The 16,463-nt window shown below is 61.4% G+C and carries 10 protein-coding genes; 6 read left to right on the top strand and 4 right to left on the bottom strand.

The window, feature by feature from the left end; genetic code table 11:
* Nucleotides 1-91: 91 nt before the first annotated feature.
* Entirely contained in the window at nucleotides 92-2,698 is a 2,607-nt protein-coding gene (locus BEN48_RS00390; RefSeq protein WP_094122905.1) for a M14 family metallopeptidase, read from the bottom strand.
* A gap of 341 nt (nucleotides 2,699-3,039) precedes the next feature.
* Nucleotides 3,040-5,991, bottom strand: coding sequence for a leucine--tRNA ligase (locus BEN48_RS00385; protein WP_070731824.1), 2,952 nt, complete (start codon nucleotides 5,989-5,991; stop codon nucleotides 3,040-3,042).
* A 256-nt stretch (nucleotides 5,992-6,247) separates the two neighbouring features.
* Here BEN48_RS00385 and dnaG point away from each other — a divergent pair, with 256 nt between their 5' ends.
* The 5 genes from dnaG (at nucleotide 6,248) to BEN48_RS00360 (ending at nucleotide 13,317) form a co-directional block, all read left to right on the top strand.
* Nucleotides 6,248-8,344 carry a DNA primase gene (dnaG, locus tag BEN48_RS00380; RefSeq protein WP_070731822.1) on the top strand — a complete coding sequence of 699 codons (2,097 nt, stop codon included), beginning with the start codon at nucleotides 6,248-6,250 and terminating at the stop codon, nucleotides 8,342-8,344.
* Nucleotides 8,345-8,463: 119 nt separating this feature from the next.
* Complete coding sequence (locus BEN48_RS00375) at nucleotides 8,464-9,507, top strand: potassium channel family protein (protein ID WP_070731820.1); 1,044 nt, start codon at nucleotides 8,464-8,466, stop codon at nucleotides 9,505-9,507.
* 93 nt (nucleotides 9,508-9,600) lie between these two features.
* Complete coding sequence (locus BEN48_RS00370; protein ID WP_070731819.1) at nucleotides 9,601-10,857, top strand: glycosyltransferase family 4 protein; 1,257 nt, start codon at nucleotides 9,601-9,603, stop codon at nucleotides 10,855-10,857.
* Nucleotides 10,854-12,023 (top strand): glycosyltransferase, encoded by a 1,170-nt coding sequence (locus tag BEN48_RS00365; protein ID WP_070731817.1) that lies wholly within the window; start codon nucleotides 10,854-10,856, stop codon nucleotides 12,021-12,023. Before BEN48_RS00370 ends, BEN48_RS00365 begins: the two co-directional genes overlap by 4 nt.
* Nucleotides 12,024-12,087: 64 nt before the next feature.
* Nucleotides 12,088-13,317 carry a bifunctional 3,4-dihydroxy-2-butanone-4-phosphate synthase/GTP cyclohydrolase II gene (locus BEN48_RS00360; protein ID WP_070731815.1) on the top strand — a complete coding sequence of 410 codons (1,230 nt, stop codon included), beginning with the start codon at nucleotides 12,088-12,090 and terminating at the stop codon, nucleotides 13,315-13,317.
* A 185-nt stretch (nucleotides 13,318-13,502) separates the two neighbouring features.
* Here the strand turns inward: BEN48_RS00360 and BEN48_RS00355 are convergent, their stop codons facing one another.
* Nucleotides 13,503-14,810 carry a competence/damage-inducible protein A gene (locus tag BEN48_RS00355; RefSeq protein WP_083320610.1) on the bottom strand — a complete coding sequence of 436 codons (1,308 nt, stop codon included), beginning with the start codon at nucleotides 14,808-14,810 and terminating at the stop codon, nucleotides 13,503-13,505.
* Nucleotides 14,811-14,922: 112 nt separating this feature from the next.
* Here BEN48_RS00355 and BEN48_RS00350 point away from each other — a divergent pair, with 112 nt between their 5' ends.
* Complete coding sequence (locus tag BEN48_RS00350) at nucleotides 14,923-15,780, top strand: DUF4197 domain-containing protein (RefSeq protein WP_083320609.1); 858 nt, start codon at nucleotides 14,923-14,925, stop codon at nucleotides 15,778-15,780.
* A gap of 176 nt (nucleotides 15,781-15,956) precedes the next feature.
* Here the strand turns inward: BEN48_RS00350 and BEN48_RS00345 are convergent, their stop codons facing one another.
* Nucleotides 15,957-16,322, bottom strand: coding sequence for a hypothetical protein (locus BEN48_RS00345; protein ID WP_070731813.1), 366 nt, complete (start codon nucleotides 16,320-16,322; stop codon nucleotides 15,957-15,959).
* Nucleotides 16,323-16,463: the final 141 nt, after the last annotated feature.

The following is a 16,463-nucleotide window of genomic DNA, read 5'->3' as shown; positions in this document are numbered from 1 at the left end:
CTATTGCGGTAGAAACGCTTCGGCTGCGCTCAGCATGACCATTTTTGTTGTCGGCTTTCGGTGCGCCTCTGGTGGTCAGCTTCGCTGAGCTTTACTGCCCTACCAAAAATAATGCGTTGCCGAAGAGCATTTTGCCGCCTTGCCAGAAGGCCCGGAACAGTGGGTTATCGCCCAGGTATACCACCTGGCCGCGGCCCATTTCTTGAGTGCCCACCACAAACGTATCGGTCAGCTCTTTGCGGGCTTTGGCCCCGATGAAACCGGCCGAGTAGCTGTCTTTCTTGATAACGCCCACGTTCCAGCCGCCCTTGCCTAGAAACTGGTAGTTGAGCGGGGTGCGCACCAGGGCGAAATAGGTGCTGCCGTAGCCAAAGGCCAGCGGGTGGGTATTGTCGAGCTGCACGCGGTACACGCTGCCCTGTACCACATCGCCGGCTTCCTCACGGTCGGAGTCGCCGTAGCGGCGCAGCAGCTTGTAGGGATTGGCCTTTGCATCTTTTTTGATGGCGACGGAATCAGCGACTTTGGTTTTGAGCAGGAAGTCTTTTTTGTTGGCCAGGAACCGGGAGGCACCTTCCATGGCAATGAGCTTGCCGCCGCCGCGCACCCAGGCTTTCAGGCCTTCGAGGCTGCGGTCGTTGTAAATATCGGTGTAGTTGCCGTTGGGCAGCACCAGCACGTCGTATTTCTGCAGAGGGACACGACTGAGGTAGTCGGTGCCCAGCACCGTGACGGGGTAGCCCAGCTGCTGCTCAAAAAAGTGCCACACCTCGCCAAAGGCCGTGGCGTCGACGCCGGGCCCTGCCAACACGGCTACTTTGGGTTGCTGCACAAAGTGCACCGTGCCGGAGCCCAGGTCGCGGCCCGTGGTGGAAAAGCCAGATTTCACGGCCGTCACCACCGTGCCGGCCGAATCGGCCTGCGCTCGTACCAGCTGGTCGAAGCGCGTGCCCATGGCCTCGTTGCCGGTGCGCGTGATAACCAGCGTGCCGGGTGCGTATTTCTGGCCTTCCGATTCAAACTCCTTTTCGGCATAACGCACCTTCACTTTTTGCTGCAGCAGGCGGCTCAGAAAGCGCATGTCCTGAATGGTGTTCCAGGGGGCCAGGTAGGCGTAGGGACGCTCCGTGGCGGCGGCGCTACCGCGTACCATGGCCGTGGTGGGAGCCGGGGCCGTAGCGCTTAAACGGCCGGGGAGGGCGTAGGCTTTCATGCCAAACGCGTAGGGCAAGGCCCAGGACGTGATGTCGTAGGTGAGCGAATCTTCCAGCTGGGGGCGGGGCTCAAACAGCACCTTCACCAGCGTCGACTTGGGCTGGTACATGCTCACCACCACGTCGCGGGGCTGGATTTCGACCGTTTCGTTTTTTCCGGAAATGTAGTTGTAGCCCTTGGTGCGGGTGCGCTTGTCGGCAAAGCCGTAGCTGATTTGGTTGCGCTCCAGGTACTGCGTGAGGGCGCGCAACTGGCCGGGGTCGTTGCCGGCCGAGAGCACGTAGGACTTGTACTCGCCCTGGGGCCTGGTGCGGGCCGTGGTAAAGTAGGTTTCAAACTCGCGCAGCAGGTCGTCGTGGCGTTCGGCGGTGGCCTGAATGGTGGCGCGGCTGGCGGCGTGGTGGTGGGCAATGCGCTGGTCCAGGGTCAGGGTGTCGCCGTCGAGGCGGGCGTAGGCCACGCCGGCCGGGCCGCCGCCGCCCTGCTCATACGTCATGCCAATGGCCCCGTTGAAGGTCGGCCAGGTGTCGCCGTAGGTAGGGGCAAACAGGTCGTAGGTCTCGCGGGTGAAGTACAGCCAGTTGTTCTTGTCGAAAGCCACCTTGTTGTACTCGCCCAGCACGTCCTGAAACTTGCGTTGCCAGGGCGTGATGTCGGCGTGGTAGGGCTTGGCGGCGGGGGAGAAGTAGTAGGTGTTGTTCGGCCCCATCTCGTGGAAGTCGGCGTGCACGGCCGGCAGCCACTGGTTGTAGAGGGCAATGCGACTTTTGGATTCCACCTGGGTTTGCCAGGCCCAGTCGCGGTTCAGGTCGAAATAATAGTGGTTGAAGCGGCCGCCGGGCCAGGGCTCGTGGTGCTCCCAGGAGTCGGGGTTGGCGTTCACGCCGCGGTTGCGCACGCGGTTGTACCAGTTGGTGTAGCGGTCGCGGCCGTCGGGGTTCACGCAGGGGTCTACGATGACCACGGTGTTTTTCAGCCAGTCCTGCATCTGCTGGTCCTGGGGGTTGGCCAGGTCGTAGAGTACCTGCATCACGGCTTCGGAGCTCACGGCCTCGTTGCCGTGCACGTTGTAGCTCAGCCAGCACACGGCTGGCTGCTGGCGCTGCCCGGTGCCGGCTTCCAGACCGGCTAGCTTCAGGTTGTTGTGGCGCACGTCATCGAGCCGGCCGAAGGTCTCGGCGCTGGCAATCTGCACCACTTCCAGGGGGCGGTTCTCGTAGGTTTTGCCGTAGGGCACCAGCTTCATGCGGCCGGGCGTGTGGGCCACCACGTGGTCTACGTAGCGCAAAATCTCGGCGTGGGTGGTGAACTGCGTGCCCAGTTTATAGCCCAGAAACTGCGTGGGCGTGAGCAGGGGCCCTTGGGCGGCAGCATTCTGAGCGGAGCCGGTGAATGGCAGTACCAGCAGTGCCCCCAACGCCAGGCAACGGCCAGCAGCCCGCGCAATGACAGGAGAATGAGAAAGTAGGCTTCGAAGCATCATAGGGTAAAAAGACAAGAATTGCGAGGACAAAAACGACTTGCCCGAAGCAAAGATGCATTAGCGACGCGAGGTTGTGGGCGCTGCCTGTGTGAGCCTCACATTTGGGGCAGCAATGTGAGGCGATGGTGTACTTTCTATTCGGGAGTGCGATTAGGCAACGGTGCGCTTGTTTATTCTGTCATGCTGAGCGCAGCGAAGCATCCTATTACTGACGAACGAATCGTTGGGGCTTGATAGGATACTTCGCTGCGCTCAGCATGACAGAAGGATTGGGGAAGATGTGAAAAAAAGGCCCGCTACCATCGTAGCGGGCCTTTTTCGTGTCAGTCAATCAGATGTCATTACACCACCACGTTTACCATGCGGCCGGGCACCACAATTACCTTTTTGGCCGACTTCCCTTCGCCGAACCGGGCCAGGAAATCCGAGGCCAGCACGGCGGTTTCAATCTCGGCAGCGGTGGCGGCAGCGGCGAACTGCATTTGGTCGCGCACCTTGCCATTGATGGCCAGCGGGTAGGTCACGGTGTCTTCCACCAGGTATTCCTCGCGGAACTCCGGGTAGCGGGCGCTACTCACGCTGCCGGCCTTGTGGCCCAGCTCCTGCCACAGCTCCTCGGCCAGGTGCGGCGCAAACGGGCTCACCAGCAGCACCAGCGGCTCCAGAATGGCGCGCTTGTGGCATTTGAGGGCCGTGAGCTCGTTCACGGTAATCATGAACAGGCTGACGGAAGTATTGAAGCTGAACTTCTCAACGTCCTCCTTCGCCTTCTGAATGGCTTTGTGCAGGGCTTTCAGCTCGGCGGGCGTAGGGGTATCGTCGGTTACGGCCAGGTCGCCGTCCTCGGGGTGGAAGAGGCGCCAGAACTTCTTGAGGAAGCTGCCCACGCCGCTGATTCCGTTGGTGTTCCAGGGCTTGTACTGCTCCAACGGACCGAGGAACATCTCGTAAAGGCGCAGGGCGTCAGCACCGTATTTGCTAATTAGAACGTCGGGATTAACAACGTTGTGCTTTGACTTCGACATTTTCTCTACTTCAGTGCCGCAAACGTATTTACCGTTAGGTTCGGTAATAAAGACTGCGTCTTCAAAATCGGGACGCCATTTTCTGGCTGCTTCAACGTCTAGAATATCATCATTAACAATGTTTACATCTACGTGAGCAGCAAACGAATGCTCATAACTTATGGCGCCAGGATAGTAGTCTCGGTTATGCTTTTTGCTCCAAGATGCGGTTGCAGTTTTAATACCTGATTTGACTAATTCTTCATCCTCATTCGTTTGTTTTCCGGCAAGAAAACGGTCAAGCAATGGTTTGGATATGTAAATAAGGGGTGTAGGTACTTTAGTAGCATCCTCATCCCCAAGGGAAGTGCTCCATATCACATTCAGGAAATACAAGAAATTCGACCGCCCCAGAATCATCCCCTGATTAATCAGTTTCTGAAACGGCTCGTTGCTGCTGACGAGGCCCAAATCCTTCAGAAACAGGTACCAGAAACGCGCATATAGCAAGTGGCCGGTGGCGTGCTCGGCACCGCCCATGTAGAGGTCCACGTTGCCCCAGTACTGCTCGGCTTCTTCGCTCACGAAGCGGGCTTCGTTGGTGGGGTCCATGTAGCGCAGGTAGTACCACGACGAGCCCGCCCAGCCGGGCATGGTGCTCAGCTCGTAGGGGTACTGGTCGCGGTAGAGCCAGTTTTGGGCGCGGCCCAGGGGTGGCTCGCCGGTCTCGGTGGGCTTGTACTCGTTGATTTCGGGGAGCACCAGCGGTAGGTCGCTTTCGGCAATGCCATACGCGGTGCCGTCCTTGTAGTAAATAGGAATGGGCTCGCCCCAGTAGCGTTGGCGGCCAAAAATAGAATCGCGCAAACGGAAATTTACCTTGCCGCGGCCCAATCCTTTCTCTTCGAGGTAGGCAATGAGCTTCTGCGTGGCCTCCTTGTAAGTGAGGCCGTTGATGATGCCCGAGTTGATGTAGCGGCCTTCCTTGGTAGGGTCGGCCTGCTGGTCGAGGTTCTGCTGGGCGTCGGAAATGGCCGGAATGGGCAGGCCGAAGTGCGTGGCAAACAGGTAGTCGCGCTGGTCGCCGCTGGGCACGGCCATCACGGCGCCGGTGCCGTAGCCGGCCAGCACGTAGTCGGCCAGCCAGATTTGCACGGGCTCGTTGTTCACCGGGTTCAGGCCATAGGCGCCCGTGAATACACCCGACACGGTTTTGGTATCGGCCATGCGGTCGCGCTCCGAGCGGCGCTTGGTGGCGGCAATGTACTCGTCCACGGCGGCGCGCTGGTCCGGCGTGGTCAGCTGGTCCACCAGCTCGTGCTCGGGTGCTAGCACCAGAAACGTGGCGCCGTAAATGGTGTCTACCCGCGTGGTGTACACCTTGATTTGCGCGGTTTCGGAGCCCTGCACCGGGAAGGTTACTTCGGCCCCGATGCTGCGGCCTATCCAGTTGCGCTGCATTTCCTTCACCGCGTCGGGCCAGTCCAGGGTGTCGAGGCCCTGCAGGAGGCGGTCGGCGTAGGCGGTGATGCGCAGGTTCCACTGGGGCATGAGGCGGCGTTCAACGGGGTAGCCGCCGCGCTCGCTCAGGCCGTCCTTCACCTCGTCGTTGCTGAGCACCGTGCCCAGGCCGGGGCACCAGTTCACGTAGGTGTCCTGCTGGTAGGCCAGGCGGTAGGAGTGCACCGCCGCTAGCTTCTGGTGCTCGTTGAAGAGCTGCCACTGCCCGGCCGAGAAGCTGAGGCGGTCGGCCTCGTCGCCAGCCGCGCGAATGCCCTCGCTGCCGCGCTCGGCAAAGCGGGCCGTCAGCGCCGTCAGCGGTTCAGCTTTGTTGGTGTCGAGGTTGTACCAAGAGTTGAACAGCTTGAGGAAAATCCACTGCGTCCACTTGTAGTAGCTGGCGTCGGAGGTGCGGATTTCGCGGCTCCAGTCGTAGCTAAAGCCCAGGCTGCTGAGCTGCTTGATGTAGGTTTCAATGTTCTGGTCGGTGGTCAGAGCCGGGTGCTGGCCGGTCTGGATGGCGTACTGCTCGGCGGGCAGGCCAAACGAGTCGAACCCCATGGGATGCAGCACATTAAAGCCCTGCAGGCGCTTGAAGCGCGTCACGATATCGGAGGCAATGTAGCCCAGCGGGTGCCCTACGTGCAGCCCCGCGCCAGACGGGTATGGAAACATATCGAGCACGTAGTACTTCGGCTTCTCGGAGTGGTTGCGGGCCTGGAACGTGCTGTGCGCTTTCCAGTGGGCCTGCCACTTCTTTTCAATTTCTTCGGGACGGTATGCGGGCATCTTGCGCGGAGTTTATTCCGGGCAAAGGTAGGACGCAGGAGAAAGTAGGGCGAAATTTGTTGTGGCGGCACTGTTCGCGTGTCAACCTCACCCCCTGACCCCCTCTCCAAAAAAGAGGGGGCACCGGACTTGCTCCCAACCAGTCCACACGTGCAGTTATCCTCACGAGCCGGTGCCCCCTCTTTTTTGGAGAGGGGGTCAGGGGGTGAGGTTGACACGCGAACGATGCCGCCAGAAGCTTCATTCCCGCCCCCAGATGGCCCGCATTCCCAAAGAACTAGTAGACCACATCATCCAAACCGCCGACATCGTGGAGGTAGTCGGCGACTTCGTGCAGCTCAAGCGCAAAGGCCAGAATATGTGGGCGCCGTGCCCGTTCCACAACGAAAAATCCCCGTCCTTTTCCGTCAATCCGGCCAAAAGCCTGTACAAGTGTTTCGGCTGCGGCAAGGCCGGCGGCGTGGTGCAGTTTGTGATGGACGTGGAGGGCACCAGCTACGTGGAGGCCCTGAAATACTTGGCCAAGAAATACGCCATTGAGATTCAGGAGGAAGAAAAAACGCCTCAGCAGCAGCTGGAGCAGAACGAGCGGGACTCGCAGTTCATCGTTTCCGACTGGGCCAAAAACCACTTCCACCGTCTGCTGCTCAACTCCGAGGAGGGCATGAGCATCGGCTACGGCTACCTCAAGGAACGGGGCCTGAACCTGGCCACCATCCAGCAGTTTGAGCTGGGCTACTCCCTGGATAGCTGGGACGACCTGCTGAAGGCGGCCGAAACCGGCGGCTACGACAAGAAATACCTCGAAAAAACCGGCCTCACGGTCATCAAAACCGACGACCAGGGCCACGACACCGGCCGGCGCTACGACCGGTTCCGGGGCCGCGTGATGTTTCCCATTCACAACATCAGCGGCCGGGTGGTGGGCTTCGGGGCGCGCACCCTGAAGCGCGACGACAAGATGGCGAAGTACCTCAACTCGCCGGAGTCGGAGATTTACCACAAGTCGGATGTGCTCTACGGCCTGTTTCAGGCGCGGCAGGCCATTCGGACGCAGGAGGTGTGCTACCTCGTGGAAGGCTACCTCGACGTGCTGAGCCTGTATCAGGGCGGCATCAAAAACGTGGTGGCCTCGTCGGGTACCTCGCTCACCGAGGGGCAGATTCGGCTCATCAAGCGCTATTCCGACAACGTGACGGTGCTCTACGACGGCGACGCCGCCGGCATCAAGGCCTCCCTGCGCGGCACCGACCTGATCCTCGAAGGCGGCCTGAACGTGCGCGTGGTGCTCTTTCCCGACGGCGACGACCCCGACAGTTACATCCGCAAAGTGGGCGACCAGCGCTTCACGGAGTACATCGAAACCAAGAGCCAGGACTTTATTTCCTTCAAAACCACGCTGGTGGCCCGCGAGGCCAGCAACGACCCGGTGAAGAAGGCCGAAGCCATTCGCGACGTGCTGCACAGCATTGCCAAAGTGCCCGACGCCATCAAGCGGCAGGTTTTTTTGCAACAGACTTCGGCCACGTTCGGCATCGACGAGCAGGTGCTCATTACCGAATACAACAAGCTGGTAAAATCGCCCTCCAAGGCGGCCGGCGGCAGCTCCGGTGGCAATGCCGGCAACTACGGCCAGGGCGCGGGCAGCGCCAATACCGGCTATCAACCTAATTCCGGCAGCCGGCCCGCCCCCGCCAGCCGCCCGCTTTCCGACGAAGAAGAGGCCGAAATGCTGATGTACGGCGGCCAGGAAGCCACCGTAGAAATCCTGGGCGCAGGCATTTCCTACCAACCAGCCAAGGCCGCCGCCGAGGAAGAGGACGACCAGACCGACGTGCTCAAGCTCTGCGAGCGCGAGGTATTGCGCCTGCTGGTGCTCTACGCCGGCCGCGAGGTGGAAGCCGAAACCAGCGTGGCGGCCTACCTGCTGGGGGAGCTGGGCGAAACCCCGCTCACGGTGCCGCTTTTTGCCGAGATGTGGGAAATTTGCCGGCAGGAGCTGCTGGCCGGCCGCTTCCCCGACGCCCGCCTGCTGGCCCAGAACGAGCGCGCCGACATCCGCAGCCTCATCACGGACCTGGCCACCGAACGCTACGAAATCAGCCCGAACTGGCGCAACAAGGAAATCTACGTTTTCAACGAAGTGGACCTGCCCAAGCTGGCCTGCGACAACGCCGTGCTGCGCCTCAACAAGGTGCACGTGCAGCGCGAGCTGGACATTTGCCTCGAAAAGCTGCGCCACCCGCTGGAAGACGCCGAGATGTTTGAAATTCTGGGCGACATCAAACGCCTCAAAGAGCTGGACAACGAACTGGGGGCCCTGCTGGGCACCGTGGTGGGCCGCAGCGCGTAATCCTTCTCTAATAAAAACCGAACGTCAGCCGCCGTTGCGCATCTTTGTGGCACCGGCCGGCCCGGTTTCCGCGGGCCTCGCCTCTCGGAAAACGGCTTCGGATTTGTGCCAAAATAAAAATGCTAAGTCGCTTCGACATCAACCGCCTGCTGCTGGCCCTCATCCTCACGGTGCTGAGCCTGGTGTTTGGCATGACGGGCTTTATAGTGGTGGAGAACTACGGCATTATCGACGCCTTTTACATGACCGTGACCACCGTGGCCACGGTGGGTTTTGGCGAAATTCACACCTTTTCGCAGGAGGGGCGGCTGTTTGTCTCGTTCTACATCCTCTACAACCTCGTGGTGGTGGCGTACCTCGTGTCGGTGTTCTCCACGTTTATATTTGACGGTGAACTGCGTAAAATATTTAAGATGTATCGGGTAGACCAGGAAATTAAGCGGTTCAGTGGGCACGTAATTTTGTGTGGCTTTGGCCGCAACGGCCGCAAAGCCCATCATGACCTTGTGATGAACGGCGCGCGGGTGGTCGTAATTGAGCAGGACGAGCAGCTAATCAAAAGCCTCAACGACGGAGAAAACGAAGAAGACCCCATGGCTACAGGCCGCATCTTTGCAGTTTTCGGCGACGCCACCAACGACCTCGTGCTCCAACAAGCCGGCGTGGCCAGAGCCTCTGCTCTCATCACGGCCCTGCCCTCCGACGCCGACAACGTCTTCGTGGCCCTTTCGGCCCGTGCCCTGAATTCGCGGTTAAACATTATTGCCCGCGCTTCCTACAAAACGTCGGAAAGCAAGCTGATTTCGGCCGGGGCCAACTCCGTAGTGATGCCCGACGAAATTGGCGGCTCGCACATGGCCAACCTGGTGGTGCGGCCCGAAGTTATCCGCTTCCTCGACCTGATTTCGGGCCTGAGCGCCGATAAGCTGCGGCTCGAAGAGCTGTCCTACGCGCAAATTCGCCAGGACCGGCAGGGCCAAAGCATTCGCGAGCTCGACATCCGTTCCCGCACCGGCGCCACCATCATCGGCCTGCGCCAGCACAACGGCTCCCTACTGGTCAGTCCCTCGCCTGACTATGTGCCCGCGCCCGGCGATGTGCTGCTCGTGCTGGGCAGCGAAGCGCAAATTGAGAGTTTTGAGGTACAGTACCGGCAGCTCTAGTGGGAATTATGAATGATGAGTTACGAATTATGAATTGGCCGATACGCCCCGAATAATTCATTACTCAAAATTTATAATTCATAATTCAACCAAATGCACATCCTCCAGCTTTGTCCGCGCGTTCCGTTTCCGCCCCACGACGGCGGCGCCATTGCCATGTACGATGTGGCGGCCGGACTGGTGCAGGCCGGCCACCAGGTCACGCTGCTGGCCATCAACACGCCCAAGCACCGCCAGCCCGCCAATGCCCTTGCGCACCTGGGCCCCGGTTTGCGGCTGGTGCTGGTGGACGTGAACACGGATATTGCTCCCGCCAAGGCGCTCAAAAACCTGCTTTTCAGCCGCCAGCCCTACAACGTGGAGCGCTTCATGAGCCCCGCAGTGGGCGAGGCACTATTGGAAATTCTACGCACCGAAAAAGTGGACATCGTGCAGATGGAAGGCACGTTTGTGGCCTGGTACGCCGAATTGCTGGGCCGCCAGCACCGCGCCGATTTTCGGGTACCACCCCTGGTGCTACGGGCTCACAACGTGGAATACACCATCTGGCAGATGCTGGCCCGGCGCGAACCCAACGCGCTAAAGCGGTTTTTCCTGCAAACCCTGGCCACTAGGCTCGAAACATTTGAGCGGCGCTACCTGCGACAGTTCGACGCCGTGGCCGCCATCACCCCCGGCGATGCTACCCGCCTGCGGGCCCTGCACTGCCCCGAGCCGGTGGTGTTCATCCCCGCCGGCGTCGAGTTGAGCCGCGTGCAGCCCGACCCCGCCATCCGGGCCCGGCCGCGCACGCTGTTTATGATAGGCTCCCTCGACTGGCTGCCCAACCAGGAGGGCGTCGAGTGGTTTTTGCGCGAAGTGTGGCCCATTTTCCACGCCGAAGCGCCCGATGTGGAACTGCACATTGCCGGCCGTAACACGCCGGCCCACCTGCTGGCCCCGCGCACCGACAACGTCTTCGTGCAGGGCTTCGTGGAATCAGCACCCGATTTTATGCAGCAGTACGAGCTGATGCTGGTGCCCCTGCTCAGCGGGGGCGGCATGCGCGTCAAAATCATCGAGGGCATGACCCTGGGCAAGGCCATTCTCAGTACCAGCCTGGGGGCCGAAGGCATTGCCGCGCACGATGGGCAGAACCTGCTGCTGCGCGACGGCGCCGCCGCCTGGCTACAGACCCTACGGGCCTGGGCGCGCGGCGAACTCGACCTGACGCGCATTGGCGCCGAAGCGGCCCGCACCGCCACCGACGTCTACGACAACCGCCGGGTGGTGGCGCAGTTTGAGGCCTTGTACCAGCGACTGCTGCTGCCGGCCCCGGCCGGCACGCCCGCGCATTCCCCGCCCGCATGAGGCTGCTGGTGCTGCTTTCGCGTTTCCCGTATCCGCTCGACAAGGGCGACAAGCTGCGTGCCTACCACCAGCTGCGCTACCTGGCCACTCGCCACGAAATTGCCCTTTTCGCGCTGTCTGATGAGGAAGTATCCGCCGAGGGTGATGCTGCCGTGCGGCCGTTCTACCGGGGCGGCGTGGTGGTGCACCGGCTGCACCGGCCGGGCATAGCCCTCAACATGGCCAAAGCCTTGGCCACGGGCCGGCCGCTGCAGGTGGGGTATTTCTACGATGCCGCCGCCCAGCGGCAGCTGGATGAGTTGATTGCCGCCTTTAAGCCGGAGCACATCTACTGCCAGCTTATTCGCATGGCCGAATACCTGCGGCCGCAGGTCGGCCGCCTGCCCATGACGCTGGATTACATGGATGTGCTATCGGCGGGTATGGCGCGCCGGGCCACCCAGGCTCCCTGGTGGCAGCGCCCCGTGCTGGCCCTCGAAGCCCAGCGCCTGCAGCAGTACGAGGCGGAAGCGTTTGGCTGGTTTCAGCACCACACCATCATCAGCGACCAGGACCGGCAACTCATTCAGCACCCCCGGCGCAACGAGGTGAGCATCGTGCTGAATGGCATTGACACCGAATTCTTCCAGCCTCAGCCTTTAGCCCGTAAGCAGTACGATGTGCTGTTTTGCGGTAACATGGGCTACCACCCCAACGTGGACGCCGCCTGCTTTCTAGCTGAAGAAATAATGCCGTTGGTGCGCGCCCGGCATCCGGCGGCACGGCTGCTCATTGCCGGCACCACGCCCGCGCCCCGGGTGCAGGCGCTGGCCTCGGCGCAGGTCGAAGTAAGTGGCTGGGTGCCGGATATTCGGGCGGCCTACGCGGCGGCCCGGGTATTTGTGGCCCCTATGCGGGTGGGCACGGGCCTGCAAAACAAGCTGCTGGAAGCCATGGCCATGCAGCTGCCCTGCGTGACCACGCCCCTGGCCAATAATGCGCTGGGCGGTAGCAGCGGGGAGCAGCTCTGCGTGGCCGAAGGCGGTGCGGCCCTGGCCGACGCCATCAGCACGCTGTTAGACGACTCGGCCGGGGCCGCGCAGCTAGCTACCCGCGGGCTGGACTTTGTAAAGAACAGCTACAATTGGGCCGCCGCCACCTCCCGCCTCAACGCCCTGTTTGGGTGAGGACCCGCGGGGTGGGCTAACTTTGCACCGGCTGCCGCTGTTATGTCCCGAAATATCCCCACCCATGCTTGATACCATCGAATCCGCCATTGCCGACATCCGCGCGGGCAAGGTTGTTATTGTTGTTGACGACGAAGACCGCGAAAACGAAGGCGACTTCATTTGCGCCGCGCAGTGCGCCACCCCGGAAATCATCAATTTTATGGCCACCCACGGCCGGGGCTTGGTGTGCGCCTCCCTGCCCGAGCAACGCTGCGAAGAGTTGGGCCTGGACCTGATGGTGGGCTACAACACTGCCCTGCACGCCACGCCTTTCACGGTATCGGTGGACTTGCTGAAGAACGGCGTGACCACCGGCATATCCGCTTCCGACCGCAGCAAGACCATTCTGGCCCTCATCGACCCCGCCACCAAGCCCGAAGAACTGGGCAAGCCGGGCCACATCTTCCCCCTCAAAGCCCGCAAAGAAGGCGTGCTCCGCCGCGCCGGCCACACCGAAGCAGCCGTAGACCTGGCCCGTCTGGCTGGGTTTGAGCCCGCCGGAGTGCTGGTTGAAATTCTAAAGGAAGACGGCGAGATGGCGCGCCTGCCCGACCTTGAAATCGTGGCCAAGAAGTGGGACCTGAAGCTGATTTCAGTGCAAGACCTTATCAAGTTCCGCCTGGCGCACGAGAGCCTGATTCACCGCGACATTTCCGTGAAAATGCCCACCGAGTGGGGCGATTTCGACCTGTACGCCTATACCCAGCGCAGCAACGGCGTGCAGCACCTCGCCCTGGTGAAGGGCGACATCAGCGGCTCCGAGCCGGTGCTGGTGCGCGTGCACAGCTCCTGCGTGACCGGCGACATTTTCGGTTCCTGCCGCTGCGACTGCGGCCCGCAGCTGCACCAGGCCATGCGCCAGATTGAGCGCGAAGGCCGCGGCGTGGTCGTGTACATGAACCAGGAAGGCCGCGGCATCGGCCTCATCAACAAGCTCAAAGCCTACAAGCTCCAGGAGCAGGGCCGCGACACCGTGCAGGCCAACGAAGAGCTAGGTTTCAAGAGCGACGAGCGCGACTACGGCGTGGGCGCCCAAATCCTGCGCGACCTTGGCATCACGGAAATGCGTCTGCTTACCAACAACCCGCGCAAGCGCACGGGCCTTGTGGGCTACGGCCTGATAATAGTGGACACGCTGCCCATCGAAATCGACTCCAACCCGCACAACGAGGCTTACCTGACCACCAAGCGCGACAAGATGGGCCACGAAATAATGCGCAAGCTGCCCAGCGACCAGCCCAAAGTGGCGTAGGTATTAGAAACTACAATTGCATAAAGCAACGGCCCCGGTTCCAATTGGAACCGGGGCCGTTGCTTTTAGGGAGTCGTGCAAGAGTAGCCGTATTGCGTTTTGTTATGCCGAGCGCAGCCGAGGCATCTCGCTCGCACCGTCTAACGAAGCACGCGAGATGCCTCGGCTACGCTCGGCATGACGGCTTACACCTGCTTCTGAGCCAGCTGCTGATGCAGCAGGGTGAGTAGCGACTGGGCGGCGTATTCCACGTTGAGGGCCCGGCCGCGGTCCAGCACGTACTCTTTGCTGATGGTCTGGGTGGCATCGGCGTAGGCCAGGCACACGGTGCCCACCTTTTTGGTGCCGGTGGCGCCGCCGGGACCGGCTATGCCGCTGGTGGCCACGGCCACGTCCACGCCCAGGCGCAGGCGGGCTCCTTCGGCCATCTCGCGCACGGTGGCCTCGCTCACGGCTCCAAACTGCGCCAGCGTTTCGGACTTTACGCCCAACTCCTGCTGCTTAATGTCGTTGTGGTAGGCCACGATGCTACCCCGGAAATACGCCGAGCTGCCCGGCACGCCCGTGAGCCGATGCGCCACGAGGCCGCCCGTGCAGCTTTCGGCCGTGCCCACGGTCAGGTTCTGGGCGGTCAGCAATTTGCCGATGGCGGCCTCCAGGGTGGTTTCTTCTTCCGCAAAAATGTACTCGCCGATGCGCTCACGCAGCACTGGCAGCAGGGCCAGCATGCGGCCGCGCAGGTCGGGCAGGCCGTCGGCGGTGCCGGTTAGGCGCAGGCGCACGGCGCCGAAGCTGGGCAGGTAGGCCAGTTTGATGTTGGGGGGCAGGGCGTCCTCCCAATCCGCTATTTTGGCGGCCAGGAATGATTCGCCCAGGCCGGCGGTCATCACCACCACGTGCTCGATGGGGGCCAAATCGTATTGCGCCTGCAGGCGGGGCAGCACGTGGTCGGTCATCAGGCGTTTCATTTCGAAGGGCACGCCGGGCATGCTCACAAACACGGTTCCCTGGTCGTAGAACCACATGCCGGGCGCGGTGCCCACGGCGTTGTGCAGCACCGTGCAGTTGGCGGGCACCAGAGCCTGCTGGCGGTTCGCGTCGAGCATGGGCCGGTCGTAGCGGCGGAATATTTCCTCCACGTGGTGCAGCGTGGGCTCGTGCATCACCAGCTCGGTGCCAAAGTAGCGGGCCAGCACGTGCTTGGTCAGGTCGTCTTTGGTGGGGCCCAGGCCGCCGGTGATGAGCACTACCTGGGCCCGCTGCCGGGCCAGGTCCAGCGCCGCCGCCATTTCATCGGCCCGGTCCGACACCGACGATATTTGGCGCACCCGCAGCCCGATTTTCCCCAATTCCTGCCCCATATAGGCCGAGTTGGTATCCACAACCTGACCATATAGCAGCTCGTCGCCAATGGTCATTATTTCAACGTCCGGCGGCGCGGTAAGGTGAATGGGCGTATCGGAAAAGTGGCTAATTGGGGCAGGGGAGGGCATATGGGGGAGCTGAAAATAGGTTTGGCCGCAAAATTGTCTTCAATTTGCACACGCGGCGGTCCAAGGACAGCCACAGGGGCCATCCGGTTTTCCCGTCGCAGTAGTTTATTCCATGTTAACTCGAATTGCCAGCGCCCTGCTGGTGGCTGGCCTGCTGGCCACTGCGGCCCCCGCCGCCCACGCCCAAACCACTGCCGCCAAGAAAGCGGCCGCCACCAAAGCCGCCGCGGCCAGGACCGCCGCCGCCAAGAAAGCCGCTGCCACCAAAGCCGCTGCTGCTAAGACGGCTGCTGCCAACGCGGCTGCCGCCGATGCCGCTGCTGCCAGAGCTGCCGCCGCCACGCCGCCACCCGCGCCCCTCACCGAGTCGCAGGCCAGCGCCGGCATCAAAGAAGCCCTGAACAAAGGCATTCTGAAGGCGGTGCAGTTCGCCTCCGAGCCCGATGGCTTCAATACCAACGACGACATCCATATTCCTTTCCCCGAGGATGCCATCCTGATGAAAACCACCCTGAGCAGGTTTCCGGGCATGAATACGCTGATTGGCACCTTCGAAACCCAGCTCAACCGGGCCGCCGAAGCCGCCGCTCCCAAGGCCAAGGATATTTTCCTCAACGCCCTGGCCAACATCAGCATCACCGATGCCCTGACCCTGGTTACCAGCAGCTCCACCGATGCGGCCACCCAGTTCCTGCGCAGGTCTACCGAGGCCCAGCTCATTGCCGCGTTCCAGCCCGACATCAGCGCCGCCATCGACCAGGTAGGGGCTGGTAAGGCCTACGCCAGGATGACAAGCCAGTACAATCGCATTCCGCTTATGACGCCCGTGCAGACCGACCTCACGGCCTACACCACCCAGAAGGCAGTAGATGGATTATTCATCCTGTTGGCCAAAGAAGAAGGCAAGATTCGTAAGAATCCCGCTGCCCGCACCACTGACTTGCTTAAGCAGGTTTTTGGCAGGAAATAAAGGGTAGGTGCTCGGTAGCAGTTGCCGGGAGGCAGGCGATACCTCGCTGGGCTATCGGGCATCCAATTAATTCTCGCTTACGCCTCTTGTATTGCGAACACGAAACCAAAAAAGCCCGTCTGCAGCTGCAGACGGGCTTTTTTGGTTTCGTGTTCGGGTGTTTTGGGGTGCGTAGCTTAGTAGTCGTCGCTGTCGAAGCTGGAGCCGCGGCTGTTGCGCCGGCCGCTGCTGTAGCCTTCGTCGGCGTCGTCGTCGTCGTCATCAGCGAAGTCATCGTCGTCGTCATCAAGGCTGGTGAAACCGCCGCGGTCGGAATTTTCGGCCCGCTCGGCTTCCACAAATTCCTCTTCGGTCATGTTGGCGAGGTCCAGCGCTTCGTCGTGGGTGGAACCCGTATCCGTCCACATCAGGTAGTCGGCGTATTTAGCCGAAAGTCGGTCCTCCGTATTGCCCAGCGCGGCCGCGCCGCCTTTTGAGGCGTAGGAGTCCAAGTTGTCGTCGTCGTCGAGCAAGTCGTCGTCCAGGTCGTCGTTATCTATCATGGCCGGGGCGGGATTGGTTGAAGTGAATAATTGTGTCTTTGGTGCAGGCGAAGATACGGCGCGGGCTCATTTCAGATTGAATATCCAAGCTCGGAACTGAGCGGCTAAAAGAACCGTGCCGCCCGCCCAGGCCGCATTATT

This window comes from Hymenobacter glacialis, assembly GCF_001816165.1.
GTDB lineage: Bacteria > Bacteroidota > Bacteroidia > Cytophagales > Hymenobacteraceae > Hymenobacter > Hymenobacter glacialis.
Note: the sequence above shows the minus strand (reverse complement) of the source record. Positions and strands in the feature narration are given on the sequence as shown.

Excerpts from the sequence above, each read along its gene's own strand:
- BEN48_RS00390 (WP_094122905.1), bottom strand. The coding sequence starts at position 2,698 with ATGATGCTTCGAAGCCTACTTTCTCATTCTCCTGTCATTGCGCGGGCT.
- BEN48_RS00385 (WP_070731824.1), bottom strand. The coding sequence starts at position 5,991 with ATGCCCGCATACCGTCCCGAAGAAATTGAAAAGAAGTGGCAGGCCCAC.
- dnaG (WP_070731822.1), top strand. The coding sequence starts at position 6,248 with ATGGCCCGCATTCCCAAAGAACTAGTAGACCACATCATCCAAACCGCC.
- BEN48_RS00375 (WP_070731820.1), top strand. The coding sequence starts at position 8,464 with ATGCTAAGTCGCTTCGACATCAACCGCCTGCTGCTGGCCCTCATCCTC.
- BEN48_RS00370 (WP_070731819.1), top strand. The coding sequence starts at position 9,601 with ATGCACATCCTCCAGCTTTGTCCGCGCGTTCCGTTTCCGCCCCACGAC.
- BEN48_RS00365 (WP_070731817.1), top strand. The coding sequence starts at position 10,854 with ATGAGGCTGCTGGTGCTGCTTTCGCGTTTCCCGTATCCGCTCGACAAG.
- BEN48_RS00360 (WP_070731815.1), top strand. The coding sequence starts at position 12,088 with ATGCTTGATACCATCGAATCCGCCATTGCCGACATCCGCGCGGGCAAG.
- BEN48_RS00355 (WP_083320610.1), bottom strand. The coding sequence starts at position 14,810 with ATGCCCTCCCCTGCCCCAATTAGCCACTTTTCCGATACGCCCATTCAC.
- BEN48_RS00350 (WP_083320609.1), top strand. The coding sequence starts at position 14,923 with ATGTTAACTCGAATTGCCAGCGCCCTGCTGGTGGCTGGCCTGCTGGCC.
- BEN48_RS00345 (WP_070731813.1), bottom strand. The coding sequence starts at position 16,322 with ATGATAGATAACGACGACCTGGACGACGACTTGCTCGACGACGACGAC.